The organism is Curtobacterium sp. PhB78 (assembly GCF_003751685.1).
GTDB lineage: Bacteria > Actinomycetota > Actinomycetes > Actinomycetales > Microbacteriaceae > Curtobacterium.
Genome location: NZ_RKIA01000008.1, coordinates 80,452 through 101,977, shown reverse-complemented (window position 1 = coordinate 101,977; position 21,526 = coordinate 80,452). Strand labels below are relative to the sequence as shown.

Here is a 21,526-nt window from a genome sequence, read left to right as displayed (position 1 = left end):
TCCCAGGGCGCCGACCGTAGGTTGGTCTCACGTCCGGACAAAGGAGACGACGTGGCAGACAGCACTGGTCAGGCGAACATCGGGGTCATCGGCCTCGCCGTCATGGGGTCGAACCTCGCACGCAACCTCGCGTCGCGTGAAGGCAACACGGTCGCGGTGTACAACCGCACCTACGCCCGCACCGAAGAACTCATCAAGGAGCACGGCGACGCCGGCTTCATCGCGTCCGAGGACATCGACGGCTTCGTCGCCTCGCTCTCGAAGCCGCGCACGGCGATCATCATGGTGCAGGCCGGCAAGGGCACCGACGCCGTGATCTCGCAGCTCGCCGAGAAGTTCGAGGAAGGCGACATCATCGTCGACGGCGGCAACGCCAACTTCCACGACACAATCCGGCGTGAGCACGACCTGCGCGAGAAGGGTCTCAACTTCGTGGGCACGGGCATCTCCGGTGGTGAAGAGGGCGCGCTCAAGGGGCCGTCGATCATGCCCGGCGGCTCGAAGGAAGCCTGGGAGACCCTGGGCCCCATCCTCAAGTCGATCGCGGCGGTCGCCGAGGGCGAGCCCTGCGTGACCCACATCGGCACCGACGGCGCCGGCCACTTCGTCAAGATGGTGCACAACGGCATCGAGTACGCCGACATGCAGCTCATCGCCGAGTCCTACGACCTGCTCCGCCGCGTCGGCGGGCTCTCCGTCGAGGACCTGGTCAAGGTGTTCCAGGAGTGGAACGGCGGCGACCTCGAGTCCTACCTGATCGAGATCACGGTCGAGGTCCTGAAGCAGCGCGACGCCGACTCCGGCAAGCCCCTCGTCGACGTCATCCGCGACGAAGCGGGTTCCAAGGGCACGGGCGTGTGGACCGTGCAGAACGCGGTCGGACTCGGCATCCCGGTCTCCGGCATCGGCGAAGCGGTGTTCGCCCGCGCGGTGTCGTCGAAGCCGTCGCAGCGTGCCGCAGTGCAGCAGGCGTTCCCGGACCGGCCCGACATCGCCGAGGTCCCCGACGGCTTCGAGGACGACGTCCGCGCGGCGCTCTACGCCTCGAAGGTCGTCGCCTACGCGCAGGGCTTCGACCTGATCATCGCCGGGGCGAAGGAGTACGGCTGGGACATCAACCTCGGCAACGTGGCGAAGATCTGGCGGGGTGGCTGCATCATCCGCGCCCAGTTCCTCAACCGCATCGTCGAGGCGTACAACAAGAACCCGGAGCTCGAGTCACTGCTCGTCGACCCGTACTTCGCGAACGCCGTGCAGGAGGGTGAAGCCGCCTGGCGCCGCATCGTCGGGATCGCCGCCGCGTCGGGGATCCCCGCGCCGGGCTTCTCGTCGGCGCTGTCCTACTTCGACTCGCTCGCCTCCGAGCGGCTGCCCGCCTCGCTCATCCAGGGGCAGCGCGACTTCTTCGGCGCGCACACCTACCAGCGCATCGACAAGGACGGCACCTTCCACACGCTGTGGTCCGACGACGACCGCCGCGAGGTCGACCAGGAACCGTCCACCCACTAGACCGCGGCACGACCGCACCCTCGAAGGGCCCTGCCGATCGGCGGGGCCCTTCCCACGTCCGACAGCAGTGCGCTCGGTCACGACGATGTGCTCGGTTCAGGCGACGATGCGCTCGCGCGCGAGGTCGGCGACGAGCCGGTCCAGCCGCTGTCCGCGGCCGAGCAGCCGACGAGAGCCGGGAGCCGTCCGCACGAAGAAGGTCGCGACCGCCGGGGTGTCGTCCGGCCGGACGTAGTGGATCGCGACCGCGCACGCCCGACGGGCATCGGCGCGGTCACCGTCGCCGTGGACGTCCTCGATCCCGACGTGCACCACCCGGCTCCACCGGACCACGAGCAACCGTGTGGCCTTGCGGTCGTCGAGTTCCCACAGGGAGGCCTCGGTCGCCCCGAACGCCCACGTCACACGGGCACCGAGGCTCACCTCCGGCCGGACCTCGGCGATCGCGTCGCGCAGTTCGGTCGTCGGAGCCGCCGGCACGAGCCAGACCGTGGGGTCGATGCGGCGGATGGCGAGCGCGAGGGCCTCGTCAGCGTGCCGGCGACGTACCGCAGCGGCACGGAAGACCGCGACCACGATGACCGTGACGCCCAGCGCGATCGCACCGAACTCGACGATCCCGAACCAGGACAGGTCCACGTCGGGCGCCGTCGCGACGACGATGATCCGCGCGGTGAGGAGCGCTGCCCAGATGCCCACGATCACCCACCGCAACGTGGACAGGCGCTGCGCCGCCGACATCGGCGTGCGGTCGGAGCGGCGGGCGCGGCCGGGGCGCGGAACTGGATCTGGACGCCTCGGCACACCCCGATCCTCGCACGGCCCGATCGGCAGGTGCTGGCCGGGGTCGGTGAACGCCCGGGGAACCGCACGCACAGCGGACGAGCGGCCAGGCGACCTACGCTCGGGCGGTGACCACCGAACGCACCACGGACGTCCCGACGCCGGACGACCCATCGACGGACGAACGCCCCGCCGGAGCCCCGCTCCGCCGGCCCGCGGTCCTCGCTGCGGCCGTCGGTCTCGTGGCCGCCGCCGCCTTCCTCGGGATCGCCGAGTTCGGGGCGCTGCTCCTCGGTGGTGCCGGCAGTCCGTTGGTGGCCGTCGGGTCCACCGTGATCGACCTCGCACCGGCCGGGGCCAAGAACCTGATGGTCGCCCTGTTCGGCACCGGCGACAAGGTCGCACTGTTCGCGCTCATGACCGTCATCGTCGCCGCGATCAGCGCCGGGGCCGGGGTCCTCGAGCGCGCTCGGCCGCCCTTCGGGGCACTGGTCTTCGCCGTCGGCGGCGTGCTCGCGCTCATCGCGGTGAGCACCCGTTCCGGCAGCGGCACGTTCGACGGCGCTCCCACCGTGTTCGGCGTGGCAGCCGCCGTGATCACCCTGCGACTGCTGCTCCGTCGGCTCCGGCGCTGGGAGGCCGCAGCGGCCGTCCCGTCGGCGTCACCGCGACCTGCCTCGACCGAGCGCCGCGCGTTCCTGGTCTGGGGTGTCGCGACCGCAGCGGTCGCGGTCGTGGTGGGCACGGCCTCCCGGGTGGGGTCGTCCGCGATGCAGGCGGTCGCCGCTGCCCGACGAGCCGTGCGCCTGCCCGCGGCGGCGACACCCGCACCGGCCGTGCCGGGCGGCGCCTCGCTCGACGTCGACGGGATCACGCCGTACGTCACGCCGAACGCCGACTTCTACCGGATCGACACCGCGCTGCGTGTCCCCTCGATCGACCCGGCCGACTGGCGCCTGCGCATCCACGGCGCCGTCGAGAACGAGGTCACGCTGACGTGGGACGAGCTGCTGGCCCTGCCGCTCGAAGAGCACATGGCCACCCTGAGCTGCGTGTCCAACGAGGTCGGCGGCGACCTGATCGGCAACGCGCTCTGGCTCGGGTACCCGATCCGGGAGCTGCTGGCCCGCGCGAAGCCGACCGGGGACGCCGACATGGTGCTGTCCCGCAGCATCGACGGGTTCACCGCCGGGACGCCGTTGGACGTCCTGCAGGACGAGGGCACCGACGCGCTGCTCGCCATCGGCATGAACGGTGAACCGCTGCCGACCGAGCACGGGTTCCCGGCGCGGATGGTCGTGCCCGGGCTGTTCGGGTACGTGTCGGCGACGAAGTGGGTGACCGAGATGGAGGTCACGCGCTTCGCCGATGCACAGGGGTACTGGACGCCGCGCGGATGGTCGGAACGCGGGCCCGTGAAGCTCGAGTCCCGCATCGACACCCCGCGGAACGGGATGACCGTGACCGTCGGCGAGCAGGTCGCCATCGCCGGGGTCGCCTGGCAGCCGCACACCGGGGTGAAGGCCGTGCAGGTCCGGGTCGGCTCGGGTGCGTGGCAGCAGGCGGAACTCGCCGAATCGGTGTCCGCGGACACCTGGCGTCAGTGGGTGCTGCGGTGGACGCCGACCGCGGGGTCGCACCGGATCGAGGTCCGTGCCGTGAGCGCCGACGGCGAGGTGCAGACGAGCGTCGAGCGGCCGCCCGCGCCGAACGGGGCCTCGGGCTGGGCGTCGGTGACGGTCGACGCGAAGTAGCGCTGGCCGGCGCGGTTCGGGGGCGTCGGGTGGGGCCGCGCGGCACGCCGTCCGCTGGTCGTCGAGGTTCCGAGATCTCGGCATGTCGAGCGTCCGAACGGCCGTCTGTGCGACCTCGACGGAACTGAGCGGCGTGTCGCGACCGGTCGGCGAACCAGGCGCCGGCCGAACTCGCGCGGGTCGAGCCCGTGCCGGCCGAACTCGCGCGGGTCGAGCCCGTGCGGGTCGAGCCCGTGCGGCTCGGGCTCGTGCGGCTCTGACTCGTCGGGTCAGACGGGGAGCGTCGCGACGACGCAGGTGCCGTCGACATCGTCGTCCTGCTCGACCACGGCCGTGAACCCGGCGGACACGAACGCCGCGACCGACGCATCTGCCTGCGCCACCGACACCTCGATCACGACCAAACCACCGGGGCGCAGCCACTCCCCCGCTCCCGCGGCGATCCGCCGGTGCAGGTCGAGGCCGTCCGCGCCACCGTCGAGGGCCACGCGGTGCTCGTGCTCACGCGCTTCGACCGGCATCATCGCGATCGACGCCGTCGGGACGTAGGGGGCGTTCACCGCGATGACGTCGACGGCACCGCGGAACCGGTCCGGCAGCGGCGCGAACAGGTCGCCGGCGACGACGATCCCGCGGTCGCCGATGTTCTCGGCCGCGACGTCGACGGCATCCGGGTCGATGTCCGTGGCCACGAGGTCGAGCGCGCCGACCCGGCCGAACAACGCCACCGAGATCGCACCGGCGCCGCAGCACAGGTCGACCACGCGGTCGTAGCGCTGCAACCGACGGGCAGCCTGCTCGACGACGACGGTCGTCCGGGCACGGGGGACGAACACCCCAGTGGTCACCCGGATGCGGTGTCCGTCGAAGGCGGCCCAGCCGAGGACGTACTCGAGCGGCTCACCGGCGAGGCGACGCTGGACCAGGGAACGCAGCCGTACGGGTTCACCGTCGCCTGCTTCGAGGAGCAGGTCGGCTTCGTCCTCGGCGAAGACGCTCCCCGCGGCCCGGAGCCGGGCCGCGAGGGCGTCACGCGCGGGATGGGTCACCAACGTTCCGCAAACACGTCACGTCGACGAGACGGTGAGGCGCCGTCGGCTGTGCCCATGGTTCGACGGCTCCGCTACGCTGCGCCGTCGAACATCGACGTGACGGACCCGTCGTCGAAGACCTCGTGGATGGCGCGGGCCAGGAGCGGGGCGATCGGCAGGATCTCGAGACGGTCCCAGCGCTTCTCGACGGGCACCGGCAGGGTGTCGGTGACGACGACGCGGTCGATGAACTCGCTCTGCAGCAGCTCGGTGGCCGGGTCGGAGAACACGGCGTGGGTCGCGGCGACGACGACGCCGATCGCGCCGGCAGCCTTCAACGCCTCAGCTGCCTTGGCGATCGTGCGACCGGTGTCGATCAGGTCGTCGACGAGCAGGCACCAGCGGCCGGAGACATCGCCGACGATCTCGTGGACCGTGACCTGGTTCGGGACCAGCGGGTCGCGACGCTTGTGGATGATGGCGAGGGGTGCACCGAGCTTCTCGGACCAGATGTCGGCGACGCGGACGCGCCCCATGTCGGGCGACACGACCGTCAGCATCGACGGGTCGAGGATCTCGCGGAAGTGCTCGAGCAGCACCGGCATGGCGAAGAGGTGGTCGACCGGGCCGTCGAAGAAGCCCTGGATCTGGGCGGCGTGCAGGTCGACGCTCATGATGCGGTGCGCGCCCGCGGCCTTGAACAGGTCGGCGACCAGGCGGGCCGAGATCGGCTCGCGGCCGCGGCCCTTCTTGTCCTGACGGGCGTACGGGTAGAACGGCGCGACGACGGTGATGCGCTTGGCCGAGGCCCGCTTCAGCGCGTCGACGATGATGAGCTGCTCCATGAGCCACTCGTTGATCGGCGCCGTGTGCGACTGGATGACGAACGCGTCGCACCCGCGGACCGACTCGTCGAACCGGACGTACAGCTCACCGTTCGCGAAGGTCCGGGCATCGGTGGGGACCAGGTCGACACCGAGTTCCTCTGCGATCTCGGCGGAGAGCGCCGGGTGTGCTCGCCCCGAGACGAGGACGAGTCGTTTCTGGCCGGTTGTCTTGATTCCGGACAAGTGCGGTGCTCACTCCCTGACCCGTGTGGGGTCGATGTCGACGACCGGTGGTCGCCAGGATCTATTCGCCGTTCGCGTGCCGAGCAGCCTCGGCCGCCGGTGTGCCGGGTCGGTGTTCCTCGACCCATCCGTCGGTGTTGCGCTGTGGGGCGTAGCTGATCGCGAGCGATCCGGCCGGGACGTCCTTGCGGACCGTCGTTCCGGCACCCGTGTACGCACCGTCACCAATCCTAACCGGGGCGACGAACACGTTGTGCGAGCCTGTACGAACGTGCGAGCCGACCTCGGTGCGGTGCTTGTGCACGCCGTCGTAGTTCGCGGTGATCGTGTTCGCACCGATGTTCGAGTCCTCGCCCACCTCGGCGTCGCCGATGTACGACAGGTGCGGGACCTTGCTGCCGCGCCCGATCTTCGCGTTCTTCGTCTCGACGAAGGTGCCGATCTTGCCCTGGTCGCCCAGGATCGTGCCCGGACGCAGGTACGCGAACGGCCCTACCGAGGCACCGTCACCGATGACCGCGAGGGTGGCGTCGACCCGGTTCACCGTCGCGCCGGCGCCCACCTCGGTGTCGCGCAGCGTGGTGTCCGGCCCGACGACGGCACCGGCGGCGATGGCGGTCGCGCCGAGGAGCTGGGTGCCGGGCAGGACCTCGGCATCCGCTTCGATCGAGACGTCGAGGTCGATCCAGGTGGTGGCCGGGTCCTGCACGGTGACGCCGGCGAGCTGGTGTCGGCGGACGATGCGGGCGTTGAGCTCGCGGGCGGCGTCGGACAGCTGCGCGCGGTCGTTGATGCCGGCGACGAGCCACGGGTCGGTGAGCGTGACGACGTCGATGCGCCCGCCTCGCGCACTGATCAGCGCGGGGGCGTCGGTGATGTACTTCTCGCCCTGCGCGTTCGCCGTGGTGAGCGACGGCAGGACCGCCCGGAGGCGCGTCACGTCGAACGCGTAGATGCCCGCGTTCGCCTCGACGATGGCCAGCTGTTCGGCTGTCGCGTCCTTGTGCTCGACGACCCCGACGAACGCGCCGTCAGCATCCCGCACGATCCGTCCGAGGCCGGTCGGGTCCGGGGCGATCGCACTGACGAAGGTCGCACCGTTTCCCCCGCCGGCGTGGGCGTCGACGAGCAGGCGGAGCGACGCCGCGTCGAGCAACGGGACGTCGCCGGAGAGCACCACGACGGCTCCGTCGAAGTCGGCGGGAAGCGCCTGGACCGCGACCTCGACCGCGCGGCCGGTGCCGGGGACGTCGTCCTGGTCGACGACGATGGCGTCGGGCGCACGCTCGGTGATCTCCGCTGCGACCAGGTCACGCTCGTGCCGCACGACCACTGCGACGTGCTCCGGCCCGAGGGACGACGCCGTCCGCAGGACGTGCGCGATGAGCGGCAGCCCGGCGAGCCGGTGCAGCACCTTGGGGGTGGACGACTTCATGCGCGTGCCCTGCCCGGCGGCGAGGACGACGACGGCGATGCGCTGGTCGGTCATGGGTCCATCCTGGCGCACCCGCGCTGCGGAGTCCGCTGGAACCGCGGCCCTGTGCAGAACCGTGCGCACAACCGCACCGGGGACGTTCCTTCCCATCGACCTCGGGATGGAAAGCGGGATCGGGCGTACCTGGCCGGAACAAACGACCAGCTACGCCCGAAACGACCAGCTACACCCGAACACCTACGCGCGCAGCACCCGCGGCTCGGCCTTCACGAACGCCATGAGCACCAGCCCCACGACGAGCACCACCACGATCCCGAGGATCCCGAAACGCGTCGAGCCGCCGACCGTCACCGCGACACCGAACAGCGCCGGCGCCAGGAACGACGCCGCCCGGCCGGTGGTGGCGTAGAGGCCGAAGAGCTCGCCCTCGCGGCCGGGGGTCGCCAGCCGCGCCAGGTACGCCCTCGACGACGACTGCACCGGTCCGACGAACAACGCCAGGGTCAGCCCCAGCACCCAGAACCACTCCGTCCGAGTACCGACCGCCAGGACGCCGAGCCCGCAGGCCGCGAGGCCGATCAGCGACACCATGATGAGCGCGCGCGAGCCGAAGCGGTCGTCGAGCCGTCCGGACACGAAGGTGGCGACGCCGGCGACGACGTTCGCGGCGATGGCGAACAGGATGACCTGCGAGGCGCTGAACCCGAACACCTGCGCCGCGATGATGCCGCCGAAGGTGAACACCGCGCCGACGCCGTCGCGGAACACCGCGCTGGCGACCAGGAACGCGAGCACGTTCCGCCGTTCGCGCCAGAGCCGGGCGATGTCCCGACCCAGGTCGCGGTAGGCACCGAGCACACCGCCGGTGTGCCGGTGGTCGGGCGCGGCCTCGGGCACGACGACGAAGAGCGGGATCGAGCTGACCGCGAGCCACACGGCGGCGATGCCGATGGCGACGCGGACGTCCCACTGCCCGGTCGCGACGGTGGCCGGCAGCTGCAGGAGTCCGCCGACGACGCCGTCGCCGCGGAAGTCCTGGATGCAGAGCACGAGCAGCAGCACGAGCAGCACGATGCCGCCGAAGTACCCGGCGGCCCACCCGATCGCGGACACCCGGCCGGTGCGCTCCCCCGAGGCGACCTGCCCGATCATGGCGTTGTAGCCGACGCTGGCGATCTCGTACGCGACCGTGCCGATGCCGAGCAGCGCCGCCCCGAGCACGAGGTACGGCTGGCTCGGTGCGACGAAGACCATGCCGCCGATGGACAGCACGATGCCGATCGTGGCGATGAGCACGGACCGGCGGCGGTGCCCGGACGAGTCCGCCAGGCGCCCGATGGCGGGGGCCACGAGCGCGACGACGATGCCGGCGATCGTCAGTGCCGTGGAGACCACCGCGGCGTTGTGGGCGAGTTCGCGTTCCACCAACGCCGTGCCCGCGGCGGACGTGTCGGCCACCTTCGCCGGGTCGACGAACGCCCGGCTGGCCAGGTACGTGCTGAACACGAACGTGGTGACGACGGCGTTGAACGCCGCGGACCCCCAGTCCCACAGCGCCCAGGACACGAGCGCGCGCCGGTCGGTGCGCTGCGGCACGACGGCGGCCGGTGAAGCGGTCATGCGCGAACCGTAGCGCGTCCCGGTGACGCGCCGGTGGCCCCGTTCCGGGTCACGTAGCGGACGGGAGGCGCGTGGCGGCCTGGCCACGGGCCTCCGGTCCGCACCGTGCGCGCGTCGTCACCCGGTGCGAGCTTCCGCGCACCGTGTCCGCCCACAGGGCGACACCATGCCGACGACCGTGGACACAACGACGAGCCTCGCACCGTGCGCCAGACGCCAGCCGGACGGGAGGCGCGTGGCGGCCTGGCCACGGGCCTCCCGTCCGCACCGTGCGCGCGTCGTCACCCGGTGCGAGCTTCCGCGCACCGTGTCCGGTTGCAACCCCGCACGTGGCACACAACGCGGCACGGGGCGGCGAACCGCGCACCGTGCGCGCTCAGGCGGGGACGCCGCCGGGGTAGACGACCGACTTGAGGGACTCCGGGTCGGTGTCGCTCTCGAGTGCCTCGCGGACCTCGTCGAGGCCGAACCGACCCGTCACGAGCGAGTCGAGGTCGATCTGTCCAGAGGCGACCAGGCCGATCGCGACGGGCCACGTGCCGGTGTAGCGGAAGATCCCGGTGACCGTGACCTCGAGGTTCTGGATGTGCTCGACGGGCAGGGTCATCTCGGAGTTGCCGAGCCCGACGAGCACTGCGGCGCCGGCCGGTCCGACCGCCTTGATGCCGTCGGACACGGCACGGGGAGCACCGCTGGCGTCGATGAACGCGTCGACCGGGGCGATGTCCGAGGCGACGGACACCACGGTCGGGTCGACGACCTCGGTGGCGCCGTACTGCAACGCACGCTCCCGGCGCTCGGGGACCAGGTCACTGATGACGATCCGGGTGGCGCCGAAGGCCCGCGCGGCCTGGGCGCAGATGATCCCGATCGGACCGGCACCGGCGATGAGCACCGAGGACCCGGGGACGATGCCGGCCTTGCGGACCGCGGCGATCCCGACGGACAGCGGTTCGAGCAGGGCACCGGCCTCGAACGAGACGGAGTCGGGCAGGACGTGGGCGAACTCGGCCTCGATCGTGACGAACTCGGCGAAGGCGCCGTCGACCGGCGGGGTCGCGTAGAAGCGCATGTGCGGGCAGAGGTTGTAGCGGCCGGCCAGGCACTGCGCACAGCGGTGGCACGGGCGCTGCGGTTCGACGGCGACGCGCTCCCCGACGCGGGCGGGGTCGACGCCAGCGCCGACAGCGGTGATCGTGCCGGACAGCTCGTGGCCGAGGACGAGGGGCTCCTCGACGACGAAGTCCCCGATGCGGCCGTGGCGGTAGTAGTGCACGTCGGAGCCGCACACCCCGACGGCGGCGACCCGGACGAGCACGTCGCCCGGCTCGACCTCGGGCACGGGGCGGTCCTCGACGGTCAGGTCCTGGGTCCCGAGCAGCACGCTGGTGCGCTGGCGCTGGATGGAGGTCATGGGGTTCTCGCTTCCTCGGCCGCGGCGTCGCGGTCGGACGTGGGGGTGGTGGAGCGGTCGGGCGTGTGGGTGGTGGAGCGGTCGGGCGTGTGGGTGGTCGTGGAGTCGGCTGGAGCTGGCCTCGGGACGAGCCGGGCTGCCGTCGGGTCGCGCAGCAGGTCACGGAACCCGAGTTCGGCGGCGCCGCGGAGCAGCACGTCGGCACCGAGCGCCGCCGGAGCGATCCGCAGCCGTTCGGTCACGGCGGCCATCGACTGGGCGCGGACCTCGACCTCGATGCGGTCGCCGACGTGCTCGAGCAGCACCCCGAGGAACCCGCCGAGGACGACCACCTCGGGGTTGACGGTGTGGATCGCGTTGCGGAGCGCGGTGGCGAGCGCCGTCACCTGGCGGTCGACCACCCGCTCGACCTCGGGTCGGCGTTGCGCGAGCACCGCGGCGAGCGCGGACGGGTCGTCCGGGGCGACACCGGCCGCCGCGACGAGGGCGTCGCGCGAGGCCTCGGTCTCGAGGCACCCGACGGCCCCGCAGTGGCAGCGGACACCGTTCGCCGCGACGAACGTGTGGCCGAGCTCGCCGGCGTAGCCGTCCGCGCCGCTGAGGGGCCGGGCGGCGCTGATGACACCGCCGCCGATACCGCTCGCGCCGCCGTTGAGGTAGATCAGGTCGTCGACTCCGCGGCCGCTGCCGTACAGGCGCTCCGCCCAGGCACCGGAGTTCGCGTCGTTCGTCGCACGGACCGGCAGGCCGGTGCGCTCGGCGAGGGGACGGGCGATCGGTTCGTCGTGCCAGCCCAGGTGGGGCGCGGAGCGGACCACGCCGTCCTCGACCCGTACGGTCCCGGGCACGGCGACGCCGATGCCGGCGATCCGGGCGGGTACGGCGTTGCCGGCGACCAGGCCGTCCAGGAGTCCGGCGATGGTCTCGACTGCCTGGGCAGCGGTCGGGGCCGAGCGACTCGACGCCACCGCACGGTCGCGCACGCTGCCGTCGAGCCCGACCAACGCGACGGTGACGGCGTCCACCTCGACCGTGACGGCGACGGCGACCACCTCGGCGGCAGCACGAACGACGGGGCTCGGACGGCCGACGCCAGGGCTCGGACTGCCCGCGACACCGGCGCTCGTGCTGCCCGTCGCGGGGACGTCCTCGTGCACGAGTCCGCGCTCCACCAGTTCACCGACGAGCGTGAGCGTGGTCGACCGGTTGAGACCGGTGCGTCGGGTGATCTCGGCGCGGGTGATGGGACCGTCCTCGTGCACCAGGCGGAGGACGCGTGCAGCGTTGCCGCGTGTCGGGGTCTGCGCGACGACGGGTGCCGCTGTCAGGCGAGCCATCGGGTCCTCTCGGTCGTGCTCCGTGTGTGCTGGCCCATCCTCGCGTGTTCGGTCCTTCCCAGAACGCCCGCGATGGGAAGCGGGATCGGGCACACCTGGTCGAAACGAACGACCAGGTACGCCCGGATCCGGCAGGTACGCCCGGAACCGCCGGTCACCGCGAACGCGAGAACGCGGCGTCGAACGAGGCCTCCGGCGGCGCGATCGTGCCGAGCTGCCGCACGAACGCCAGCGCCTCGGGTCCTCCGACGAGTCGGTCCATGCCGGCGTCCTCCCACTCGACGCTGGTCGGGCCGGTGTACCCGATGTGGTTCAGCACGCGGAACACGCGCTCCCACGGCACGTCACCGTGTCCGGCGGTCACGAAGTCCCAGCCGCGGCGGGGGTCGCCCCACGGCAGGTGCGACCCGAGCCGGCCGTTGCGCCCGTCGAGCTGCTTCACCGACTCCTTGCAGTGCACGTGGTAGACCCGGTCGGCGAAGTCGAGCAGGAACGCGGCGGGGTCGAGGTCCTGCCAGACGAAGTGCGAGGGGTCGAAGTTGAACCCGAACGCCGGCCGACCCGCGAAGAGCTCGAGCGTGCGCTTGGCGGTCCAGTAGTCGTAGGCGATCTCGGACGGGTGCACCTCGAGCGCGAAGCGGACCCCGACCTCCTCGAACACGTCGATGATCGGCGACCACCGGTCGTGGAAGTCCTGGTACCCGGCGTCGATCATGCTCGGCGGGACCGGCGGGAAGCCCGCGACGGTCTTCCAGATCGACGAACCGGAGAACCCGGTGACGGTGTCGACCCCGAGTGCCGCTGCGGCGCGTGCGGTCCACTGCAGTTCCTCGGCGGCACGCTGTCGGACACCTTCGGCCTCGCCGTCGCCCCAGACGTGCGGCGGCAGGATGTCCTCGTGCCGCTGGTCGATGGGGTCGTCGCACACGGCCTGGCCGACCAGGTGGTTCGCGATGGTCCAGACCTGCAGCCCGTTGCGTTCCAGGATCGCCTGCCGCTCGGCGACGTACGCCGGGTCCGTCGCGGCGCGCCGGACGTCCAGGTGGTCGCCCCAGCAGGCGATCTCGAGTCCGTCGTACCCCCAGTCGCCGGCGAGCCGGGCGACCTCCTCGAAGGGCAGGTCGGCCCACTGTCCGGTGAACAGCGTGACCGGCCGGGAGGCCCGGGTCGGCTCCGCCTGGTCGCTCGTGTCCGTCGTCGTCATCGTCGTCGTCCTTCCGTGCGGTGGTCGAGGTGCGTGCTGTGTTCGAGGGCTGTCACCACGACCCGGGGTCGGACCCGGCGGGGACGGTGGCGGGGCGGTCGACGCGCGAGTGCACGTCGACGACCGCGTGGTCGCGGGCCGCGGCCGAGACGGCCTCCATGACCTCGAGCACGTGGAACGCGAGGTCGCCCGACGCCCGGTGCGGACGGTCCGTGGCGATCGCGTGCGCCAGGTCGGCGAGCCCGTACCCACGGCCGGCGTCGGCGTACCCGGCGGAGACCGGTAGCTCGCGCCACTCGCGGTCGTCCGCCGTCGCGATCGACACCGGGTCCGAGAACCGGTTCGGGTCCGGCACACCGAGGGTGCCGGCCGTGCCGTACACCTCGAAGAGCGGTGCGCGGGTCGCCCACACCTCGAACGAGACCGTGACGGTCGAGACGACACCGTTCTCGTGTTCGAGGATCGCGACCACGTGGGTGTCGATGTCGACCGGGATCGACGTGCCGGCGTTCGGTCCGGTCGCGACGGTCCGCTCGCGGGTGGAGCGGGTGGCACTGCCGCTCACCCGGACGACCGGTCCGAAGAACGTGACGAGGCTGGTCAGGTAGTAGGGGCCCATGTCGAGCAGCGGGCCGCCACCGGGCTGGTAGTAGAACGCGGGTGCCGGGTGCCAGAGCTCGTGGCCGGGGGCGCTCCAGGCGACGGCGGCACCGACCGGGGTGCCGATCAGGCCGTCGTCGAGGGCGGCCCGCGCGGTCTGGATCCCGGTGCCGAGCACGGTGTCCGGGGCGCTGCCGACCCGCAGGCCCGCGGCTCGGGCGGCCTCGAGCACCGGTTCGGCCTCGGCCGTGGACATCGCCAGGGGCTTCTCGCCGTAGACGTGCTTGCCCGCGGCGAGCGCCCGGGTCGCGACGTCGGCGTGGGCGGCGGGGATCGTCAGGTTGAGCACCACGTCGACGTCGTCGGCCGCGAGCAGCTCGTCGACGCTCGTCCCGCGCACGCCCTGTGCGGCGCCGACCGTCTGCGCCCGGTCGACGTCGAGGTCGGCGACCGCGACGAGCGACAGGCCGGGCAGGGACGGGAAGTGTTCGAAGTACTGCTGGCTGATCACGCCGACGCCCACCACCCCGACGCGGAGGACGGGTTCGTTCACCGTGCTGCCCACAGGAGGCCCCTCTCGATGATGGTGCGGAGTGGCTGCGATTCGACGACCTCGCGGCGGTGCCCGGGCGCGGAGACGAACACGCGGCCAGCACCCCACTGCCGTGTCCAGATCGCCGGGGCGGTGACCGGTCGGTTCCAGGCGTCGAAGTCGCGCGCTTCCTGCGTGGTGGTCGCGAGGACGTCGTTGTACTCGTCGGACAGCACCCAGTACTGCTCGGTGACGAGGTCGAAGTCCTCGATGCCCTGCGTGATCGGGTGCGATCGTCCGAGGTCGGTGAGGTGCACCGTGTACGGGATGTAGTTGTCGGACTGCTCCCCGACGCGCTCGTCGGGGTGCTTGCCGGCGTGGTGGGCGAACTGGCCGCCGACCATGTGCAGGTAGTCGGCGGTGTTCCGGAACGCGTCCGCGATGCCGCCGTGCCAGCCGGCCAGTCCGGCGCCGTCCAGTACCGCGCGCTGCAGCCCGGCGAACTCGTCGTCGGCGATGGTCGACATGGTGACGACCTGCACGATCAGGTCGACCTCGGCCATGACGGACCCGTCGGCGTAGACGGCCGTCGAGTCCGACACCCGGACCGCGAACCCGTTGTCGCGCAGGAACGGGACGAACAGGTCGGTGGTCTCGACGGGCTGGTGGCCGTCCCAGCCCCCGCGGACGACGAGCGCCTGGCGTGTGCCGTCGGCGGCGGTCACGCGGTCACCGTCCAGCTGCTGCCGTCGGCGGCACTGCGTTCGACGGCGTCGAGCACCCGCTGCACGTGCAGGCCGTCCTCGAACGAGGGTGACGGGTCGGTGCCGGCCACGATCGCCTCGACGAAGTCCTTCACCTGGTGGCTGAAGGTGTGCTCGTACCCGATGAGGTGTCCGGTCGGCCACCACGCCGCCATGTAGGGGTGCTCGGGTTCGGTGACCAGGATGCGGCGGAAGCCCTGCTCGCCCGCGGGTGCCGACGACTCGTACAACCGCAGTTCGTTCATGGACTCGAGGTCGAACTGGATCGCACCCTCGGACCCGCTGATCTCGAGCGTCAGGCCGTTCTTCCGGCCGGTGGCGTAGCGCGTGGCCTCGAACGTGCCGATCGCGCCGTCGGCCGCACCGCCGCCGAGTCGGGCGGTGAAGAACGCGGCATCGTCGACGGTGACCTGCCCGCGCTCGCTCGACGCCGTGCCGGAGAGTCCGACGCCGTCGGCGAGCAGGGGGCGCTCGGTCACGAAGGTCTCGAGCAGGCCCGACACCCGGGTGAGCTCTGCGCCGGTGACGTGCTCGACGAGGTCGATCGCGTGCGCGCCGATGTCGCCGAGCGCACCGGAACCGGCGAGCTCCTTGTCGAGGCGCCAGGTCATCGGGCCGTCCTCGTCGGCGAGCCAGTCCTGCAGGTAGAGCGCGCGGACCTGGCGCACGGTGCCGATCCGGCCGTCCTGCACGAGCTGTCGGGCGAAGGCGATGGCCGGAACCCGGCGGTAGCTGAACCCGACCATGGCGCGGACCCCGTGCGCCCGGGCGGCTGCGGCAGCGGCGGTCATCGCCTCGGCCTGTTCGACGGTGTTGGCGAGCGGCTTCTCGCACAGGACGTGCTTGCCGGCCTCGAGCGCGGCGATCGCGATCTCGACGTGCGACGACCCGGGCGACACGATGTCGACGACGTCGATGTCCGGGTCGGCCACGACGGCGCGCCAGTCGGTCGACGCGGACTGCCAGCCGTACTGCACGCGAGCGGCCTCGGTGCGTTCCGGGTCGCGCCCGACGATCACCGCCATCTCCGGCTCGACCCCGAGGTCGAAGAACCTGGGGGCGGTCCGCCACGCCTGTGAGTGTGCGGCTCCCATGAAGCCGTGCCCCACCATGGCGATCCGCAGTCGTTGCTGCGCCGTCGAAACACTTGCCATCCGCTCGCTCCTTTGCGATCACGTCCTTGCCACAGCCAACACTACCGCTTATGTTGGGCGCGGCAACATTTTGTTTCGACGACGAACGGTGACCACCATGGCAACGACGCCCACCCGTGCAGACAAGTTCTCCTTCGGTCTCTGGACCATCGGCTACAACGGCTCCGACCCCTTCGGCGGGCCGACCCGTCCGGCCCTCGACGTGGTCGAGGCGGTCGAGAAGCTCGACGAGCTCGGCGCCTACGGCCTGACCTTCCACGACGACGACCTGTTCGCGTTCGGCTCGACCGACGCCGAGCGGCAGACGCAGATCGACCGCCTCAAGGGTGCGCTCGACTCCACCGGCCTCATCGTGCCGATGGTGACGACGAACCTGTTCTCCGCGCCCGTGTTCAAGGACGGCGGCTTCACCTCGAACGACCGGCAGGTCCGCCGCTTCGCGCTCCGCAAGGTCCTGCGCAACATCGACCTCGCCGCCGAGCTCGGTGCGTCGACGTTCGTGATGTGGGGCGGCCGCGAAGGCTCCGAGTACGACAGCGCGAAGGACGTGCAGGCCGCGCTCGAGCGCTACCGCGAGGCCGTCAACCTGCTCGCCGACTACGTCACCGACAAGGGCTACGGCATCCGCTTCGCCATCGAGCCGAAGCCGAACGAGCCCCGCGGCGACATCCTGCTGCCGACCCTCGGCCACGCGATCGCCTTCACCGAGACCCTCGAGCGCCCCGAGCTGTTCGGCATCAACCCCGAGGTCGGCCACGAGCAGATGGCGGGCCTGAACTTCACGGCCGGCATCGCCCAGGCGCTCTACCAGGGCAAGCTCTTCCACATCGACCTCAACGGTCAGCGCGGCATCAAGTACGACCAGGACCTGGTGTTCGGCCACGGCGACCTGCAGAACGCGTTCTCGCTCGTCGACCTGCTCGAGCACGGTTCGCCGCAGGGCGGCCAGGCCTACGACGGCCCGCGCCACTTCGACTACAAGCCGAGCCGCACCGAGGACATCACGGGCGTCTGGGACTCGGCGGCCGCGAACATGCGCATGTACCTGCTCCTCAAGGAGCGCGCGCAGGCCTTCCGCGCCGACCCCGAGGTGCAGGCCGCGCTCGAGGCCTCGAAGGTCGGGGAGCTCAGCACGCCGACCCTGAACGACGGCGAGTCCTACGACGCCTTCCTGTCCGACCGCTCGGCCTACGAGGACTTCGACGCCGACGCGTACTTCGGCGGCAAGGGCTTCGGCTTCGTCCGACTGCAGCAGCTCGCCATCGAGCACCTGCTCGGCGCGCGCTGACAGGCTGCGGGGATGACACAGCTCGTCGCCGGCGTCGACTCGTCGACCCAGTCCTGCAAGGTCACGATCCGCGACGCGGCGACGGGTGCCGTCGTCCGTGAGGGACGTGCCGCCCACCCGGACGGCACGTCCGTCGAACCCCGCCACTGGTGGGACGCCCTCGGCACCGCGGTCGCGGACGCCGGCGGGCTCACCGACGTCGGCGCCGTCGCGATCGCCGGGCAGCAGCACGGCATGGTCGTGCTCGACGCCGACGGTCACGTGGTCCGCGACGCCCTGCTCTGGAACGACGTGCGCAGTGCGGATGCAGCCGCGCAGATGGTCGAGGAGATCGGACGGGAGGCCTGGGTCGCCCGGACGGGACTGGTCCCGGTGGCATCGTTCACCGGTACCAAGCTGCGGTGGCTCCGCGACGCCGAGCCGGACAACGCCGGCCGCGTCGCAGCCGTCGCGCTCCCCCACGACTGGTTGTCCTGGCGGCTGCGTGGGTACGGCCCGGCCGACGAGAGTCCGCTCGGCCCCGACCTCGACGCACTCGCCACCGACGCCTCGGACGCCAGCGGCACGGCCTACTGGGACCCGGTGCGCCGGGAGTACGACCCGGAGCTGTTCGAACTCGCGCTCGGTCGCCCGATGCGCGTCGCCGGCTCCGAGCCGACCGCGGACACGGTCGTCGTGCCGCGCGTGGTCGCCCACGACGAGGCGATGGGGACACTCGACGTCGACGTGGCGCTGCCGAACGGCGCGGTCGCGCCGGCCGGACTGGTCGTGGCGGCCGGACTCGGCGACAACGCCGGTGCGGCGCTCGGACTCGGGCTCGCTCCCGGGGACATCGCGGTGTCCCTGGGGACCAGCGGGACCGTCTTCGGCGTCACCGCGACCGAGGTCCTGGACCCGAGCGGGACCGTGGCGGGCTTCGCCGACGGGACCGGGTCGCGCCTCCCGATCGTCACGACGCTCAACGCAGCCCGCGTGCTCGAGGTGATCGGCGGCCTGCTCGGCGTGGACCACGACGCGCTCGGCGAGCTGGCGCTGCAGGCGCCAGCCGGGGCCGACGGCCTCGTGCTGGTGCCGTACTTCGTCGGCGAGCGCACGCCCAACCGGCCGGACGCGACCGCGTCACTGCTCGGGATGACCCCGGGCACGACCGACCGACCGCACCTGGCGCGCGCCGCGGTCGAGGGCATGCTGTGCGCCCTGGCCGACGGACTCGCCGCGGTCGAGGGCACTGGCGTGACCGTGTCGCGACTGCTGCTCATCGGCGGGGCCGCGCGGAACGAGGCCGTCCGGACCGTCGCCGCGCAGGTGTTCGGGCGCGACGTGCTCATCCCGGAGCCCGGCGAGTACGTGGCCTCCGGGGCCGCGCGTCAGGCAGCCTGGGCGTTGACCGGCGCGCTGCCGTCGTGGGACCTCGCGACGACGACCGTGCCGGCGGACCCGCACCCCGAGGTGCTGGAGCAGTACCGCGCCGCGGCGCGCTGACCGAGGAGACCCATGGCACGCACCGACCTCCCGCTCGACGAACTCCGTCGACACCGACCCGAGGTCCGGCGACCGGCCGACTTCGACGCGTTCTGGGCGGACACGATCACCGCGGCCCGGGCAGCCGGAGCGGAGACGGCTGCCGTCCTCGCTCCGGCCGACACCCCGGTGACCGGACTCGTCGTCGAGGACCTGACCTTCCCGGGGTTCGCCGGCGATCCGGTGCGCGCCTGGGTCTCGCGACCGCTGGCCGGTCGTGACACGGCGCTGCCCGTCGTGGTCGAGTTCCTCGGCTACGGCGGCGGCCGCGGGCGCCCCGGCGAACGCGTGCACTGGGCCCTCGCCGGGTACGTGCACGTCGTCATGGACACCCGTGGCCAGGGCAGCGGGTGGGCCGGCGGCGACACCCCCGACCCGCACGGCTCCGGACCGCACGCGAGCGGGTGGATGACGAGCGGCATCGGATCCCCCGCGGACCACTACTACCGCCGGGTGTACACCGACGCCGTCCGCCTGGTGGATGCCCTGCGGACGCTGCCCGGTGTCGACCCGTCACGCATCGCCCTGACCGGCGGCAGCCAGGGCGGCGGCATCGCCATCGCCGCAGCTGCCCTGGTCGAGGCCCACGTCGGACCGATCACCGCGGTGCTGCCCGACGTCGCGTTCCTGTGCGACTGGGAGGGCGGCACCGACATCGCCGTCGGGGGCCCGTACCTGGAGCTCGCGACCTACCTGTCCGTACACCGCGACGCAGCCGACACGGTGTGGGACACCGCGTCGTACTTCGACGGGGTGAACCACGCCGCCGGCATCACCGCCCCGGCGCTGTTCTCCGTGGCCCTGATGGACGACGTCGTGCCGCCGCGCACGACCTTCGCCGCCTTCAACGCACTCGGGGCGGACGACACGTACGCGCTGGCCGACCGTGAGATCGAGGTCTACCCGTACAACGGGCACGAGGGTGGCGGCTTCCGGCACTGGGAACGGCAGGTGGCGTTCCTGCGCGCACGGGCGTGACGGCGACGGCCGCGTAGCGTGCCACGCATGGGCGTCAGGAACCACCTCGTGGAGGGCGTCTCCGGCACCGGGAAGACGGCCGTCTGCCTCGAGTTGCGCCGGCGGGGCTTCCCGGCGGTGAACGGGGACCGCGAACTCGCGTACCAGGGAGATCCCCGCACCGGCGCCGCCGTCGACGGTGTGTCCGGCCTCGACGTGCACGCCCACCACCTCTGGAACGCCGAGCTGGTCCGGGAGCGGGCGGCGGACCGCTCGGAACCGGTGACCTTCTTCTGTGGCGGATCCCGGAACGTCGGCGCGTTCCTCGACCTGTTCGACGAGGTCTTCGTCCTGACCGTCGACGCAGCGACGCTCGACGACCGACTCGACGCGCGCGCCGGCGACGAGTGGGCGGGGCGGGGCCGCACGGCCGAGCGGGCCCTGGTCCGTCAGCTCCACGCGTCCGGTGCGGACACGCCTCCCGGCACGCCGATCGACGCGACCCGGCCGCTGTCGGCGGTCGTCGACGAGATCCTGCGGCGGTGCGGCCTGCTCGGGGCGTGACCGACGACCACCCCGGGCCGCCGCGGTCGCTCGCCGCTCACTCCCCCGAAGCGCGCTCGATCCGATCGAAACGCTCGACGCGCTCGAGACCGACCCGGCACCGGTCGACGTACTCGGCGTACAGGTCCGGCCGTTGCTCCCGCGCCCACCGGGTCACGTCGACGAGGTGCAGCGCGGTGAGCGACGCCAGGGTCGCGTGGTCAGCCGGGCTGGCCAGCCCTGCGGCGGCGGTGAACTCGTCGTACTCGGCCCGCGAGATCGTCGCGTCGACGAACGCCCACTCGAACACCCGACGAGCGTCGGTCCACGGTGACGGACCGGTCTCGGCAGCACCCCAGTCGATGAGCGCGGGCGCACGACCCGGTCCCCGTGCGATCAGGTTCCGCGGTGCCAGGTCACCGTGTGCGAGTCCGAACGCGAAGTGCTCCGCGGCCAGCCGCTCGAAGTGCCTCCGGAGCGCGCCGGCCGAGGTGTAGGCACCGTCGTGGCGGAGTGGATCGTCCGCGATGAGCGCTGCGCTGTTGTAGGCCAGGTGCGCCGACCACGCCCGAGCCAGGTCGGTGCCGAAGCGGGTGAACAGCGACGCCGGCGCCGCGCCCAGGTCGATCGAGGCGACGGTGCGGGCGAACGAGCCGAGCCACGTCCAGGGGTGATCGATCGGCCGCGGGTCGGGTTCGACGTACTCGGACACGATGAACGGGACGCCGTCCTGGACGCCGTGGTCGACGGGCCGAGCGACGGCGATGCCCGCTGCGGCAGCCGCTCGCGCGGCCCACGCCTCGACGGGGAACTCGTCCGAGCGCAGGGGGTCGACGGGGAACCGCACGACGACGTCGGCACCGACCGCTCGCCGCACCCGGTAGGTGTGGTTCACGGATCCGCCCAGCAGCCGTTCGGCCTGGGCGTCCGAGCTCCCGACGGCGCGCAGGACCGCGTCCAGTCGGTGGCGGTGGGTGTCGTCGTCGAGCACGCACCCATCATGGCCGTCG

Annotated in this window: 18 protein-coding genes; 6 read left to right on the top strand and 12 right to left on the bottom strand. The window is 72.2% G+C overall.

The features are described from left to right. Nucleotides 1–51 precede the first annotated feature (51 nt). Nucleotides 52–1,509, top strand: coding sequence for an NADP-dependent phosphogluconate dehydrogenase (gene gndA, locus EDF53_RS17355; protein ID WP_123294713.1), 1,458 nt, complete (start codon nucleotides 52–54; stop codon nucleotides 1,507–1,509). 96 nt (nucleotides 1,510–1,605) lie between these two features. Here the strand turns inward: gndA and EDF53_RS17350 are convergent, their stop codons facing one another. After that, on the bottom strand, nucleotides 1,606–2,313 hold the full coding sequence (locus EDF53_RS17350; RefSeq protein ID WP_131878190.1) for a hypothetical protein: 708 nt from the start codon (nucleotides 2,311–2,313) through the stop codon (nucleotides 1,606–1,608). 107 nt (nucleotides 2,314–2,420) lie between these two features. On the opposite strand from EDF53_RS17350, the gene EDF53_RS17345 reads away from it, so the two are divergent. Continuing rightward, on the top strand, nucleotides 2,421–4,046 hold the full coding sequence (locus EDF53_RS17345) for a molybdopterin-dependent oxidoreductase (RefSeq protein WP_123294711.1): 1,626 nt from the start codon (nucleotides 2,421–2,423) through the stop codon (nucleotides 4,044–4,046). Nucleotides 4,047–4,315: 269 nt separating this feature from the next. Here the strand turns inward: EDF53_RS17345 and EDF53_RS17335 are convergent, their stop codons facing one another. The 10 genes from EDF53_RS17335 to EDF53_RS17290 form a co-directional block, all read right to left on the bottom strand. After that, entirely contained in the window at nucleotides 4,316–5,095 is a 780-nt protein-coding gene (locus EDF53_RS17335; RefSeq protein WP_260216037.1) for a putative protein N(5)-glutamine methyltransferase, read from the bottom strand. 74 nt (nucleotides 5,096–5,169) lie between these two features. After that, nucleotides 5,170–6,147: a ribose-phosphate diphosphokinase gene (locus EDF53_RS17330; protein WP_123294708.1), complete on the bottom strand. Its 978-nt coding sequence runs from the start codon at nucleotides 6,145–6,147 to the stop codon at nucleotides 5,170–5,172. 61 nt (nucleotides 6,148–6,208) lie between these two features. Next, nucleotides 6,209–7,636 carry a bifunctional UDP-N-acetylglucosamine diphosphorylase/glucosamine-1-phosphate N-acetyltransferase GlmU gene (glmU, locus tag EDF53_RS17325; protein WP_123294707.1) on the bottom strand — a complete coding sequence of 476 codons (1,428 nt, stop codon included), beginning with the start codon at nucleotides 7,634–7,636 and terminating at the stop codon, nucleotides 6,209–6,211. 183 nt (nucleotides 7,637–7,819) lie between these two features. Then, nucleotides 7,820–9,202, bottom strand: a complete 1,383-nt coding sequence (locus EDF53_RS17320; protein WP_123294706.1) for an MFS transporter — start codon at nucleotides 9,200–9,202, stop codon at nucleotides 7,820–7,822. Between the two features lie 376 nt (nucleotides 9,203–9,578). Further along, nucleotides 9,579–10,616, bottom strand: coding sequence for an NAD(P)-dependent alcohol dehydrogenase (locus tag EDF53_RS17315; RefSeq protein ID WP_123294705.1), 1,038 nt, complete (start codon nucleotides 10,614–10,616; stop codon nucleotides 9,579–9,581). Then, on the bottom strand, nucleotides 10,613–11,953 hold the full coding sequence (locus tag EDF53_RS17310) for an ROK family transcriptional regulator (RefSeq protein ID WP_123294704.1): 1,341 nt from the start codon (nucleotides 11,951–11,953) through the stop codon (nucleotides 10,613–10,615). Before EDF53_RS17310 ends, EDF53_RS17315 begins: the two co-directional genes overlap by 4 nt. A 154-nt stretch (nucleotides 11,954–12,107) precedes the next feature. Then, entirely contained in the window at nucleotides 12,108–13,157 is a 1,050-nt protein-coding gene (locus EDF53_RS17305; RefSeq protein WP_123294703.1) for a sugar phosphate isomerase/epimerase, read from the bottom strand. Nucleotides 13,158–13,209: 52 nt separating this feature from the next. Continuing rightward, entirely contained in the window at nucleotides 13,210–14,322 is a 1,113-nt protein-coding gene (locus tag EDF53_RS17300) for a Gfo/Idh/MocA family protein (RefSeq protein WP_395873846.1), read from the bottom strand. After that, a complete protein-coding gene (locus tag EDF53_RS17295) occupies nucleotides 14,307–15,014 on the bottom strand; it encodes a ThuA domain-containing protein (protein ID WP_123294702.1) in 708 nt (235 codons plus the stop codon). Before EDF53_RS17295 ends, EDF53_RS17300 begins: the two co-directional genes overlap by 16 nt. Further along, nucleotides 15,011–16,207, bottom strand: coding sequence for a Gfo/Idh/MocA family protein (locus EDF53_RS17290; protein WP_228510606.1), 1,197 nt, complete (start codon nucleotides 16,205–16,207; stop codon nucleotides 15,011–15,013). Before EDF53_RS17290 ends, EDF53_RS17295 begins: the two co-directional genes overlap by 4 nt. A gap of 97 nt (nucleotides 16,208–16,304) precedes the next feature. On the opposite strand from EDF53_RS17290, the gene xylA reads away from it, so the two are divergent. From xylA to EDF53_RS17270, 4 genes are read left to right on the top strand one after another with little or no spacing between them, the layout of a single operon-like run. Then, nucleotides 16,305–17,495, top strand: a complete 1,191-nt coding sequence (gene xylA, locus EDF53_RS17285) for a xylose isomerase (RefSeq protein ID WP_111084913.1) — start codon at nucleotides 16,305–16,307, stop codon at nucleotides 17,493–17,495. Between the two features lie 12 nt (nucleotides 17,496–17,507). Beyond that, on the top strand, nucleotides 17,508–18,977 hold the full coding sequence (locus tag EDF53_RS17280; RefSeq protein ID WP_123294700.1) for a xylulokinase: 1,470 nt from the start codon (nucleotides 17,508–17,510) through the stop codon (nucleotides 18,975–18,977). 12 nt (nucleotides 18,978–18,989) lie between these two features. After that, nucleotides 18,990–19,994, top strand: a complete 1,005-nt coding sequence (locus EDF53_RS17275; protein WP_123294699.1) for an acetylxylan esterase — start codon at nucleotides 18,990–18,992, stop codon at nucleotides 19,992–19,994. 27 nt (nucleotides 19,995–20,021) lie between these two features. Further along, nucleotides 20,022–20,537 carry a nucleoside kinase gene (locus EDF53_RS17270; protein WP_123294698.1) on the top strand — a complete coding sequence of 172 codons (516 nt, stop codon included), beginning with the start codon at nucleotides 20,022–20,024 and terminating at the stop codon, nucleotides 20,535–20,537. Between the two features lie 37 nt (nucleotides 20,538–20,574). Here the strand turns inward: EDF53_RS17270 and EDF53_RS17265 are convergent, their stop codons facing one another. After that, a complete protein-coding gene (locus EDF53_RS17265) occupies nucleotides 20,575–21,507 on the bottom strand; it encodes a phosphotransferase (RefSeq protein ID WP_123294697.1) in 933 nt (310 codons plus the stop codon). Nucleotides 21,508–21,526: the final 19 nt, after the last annotated feature.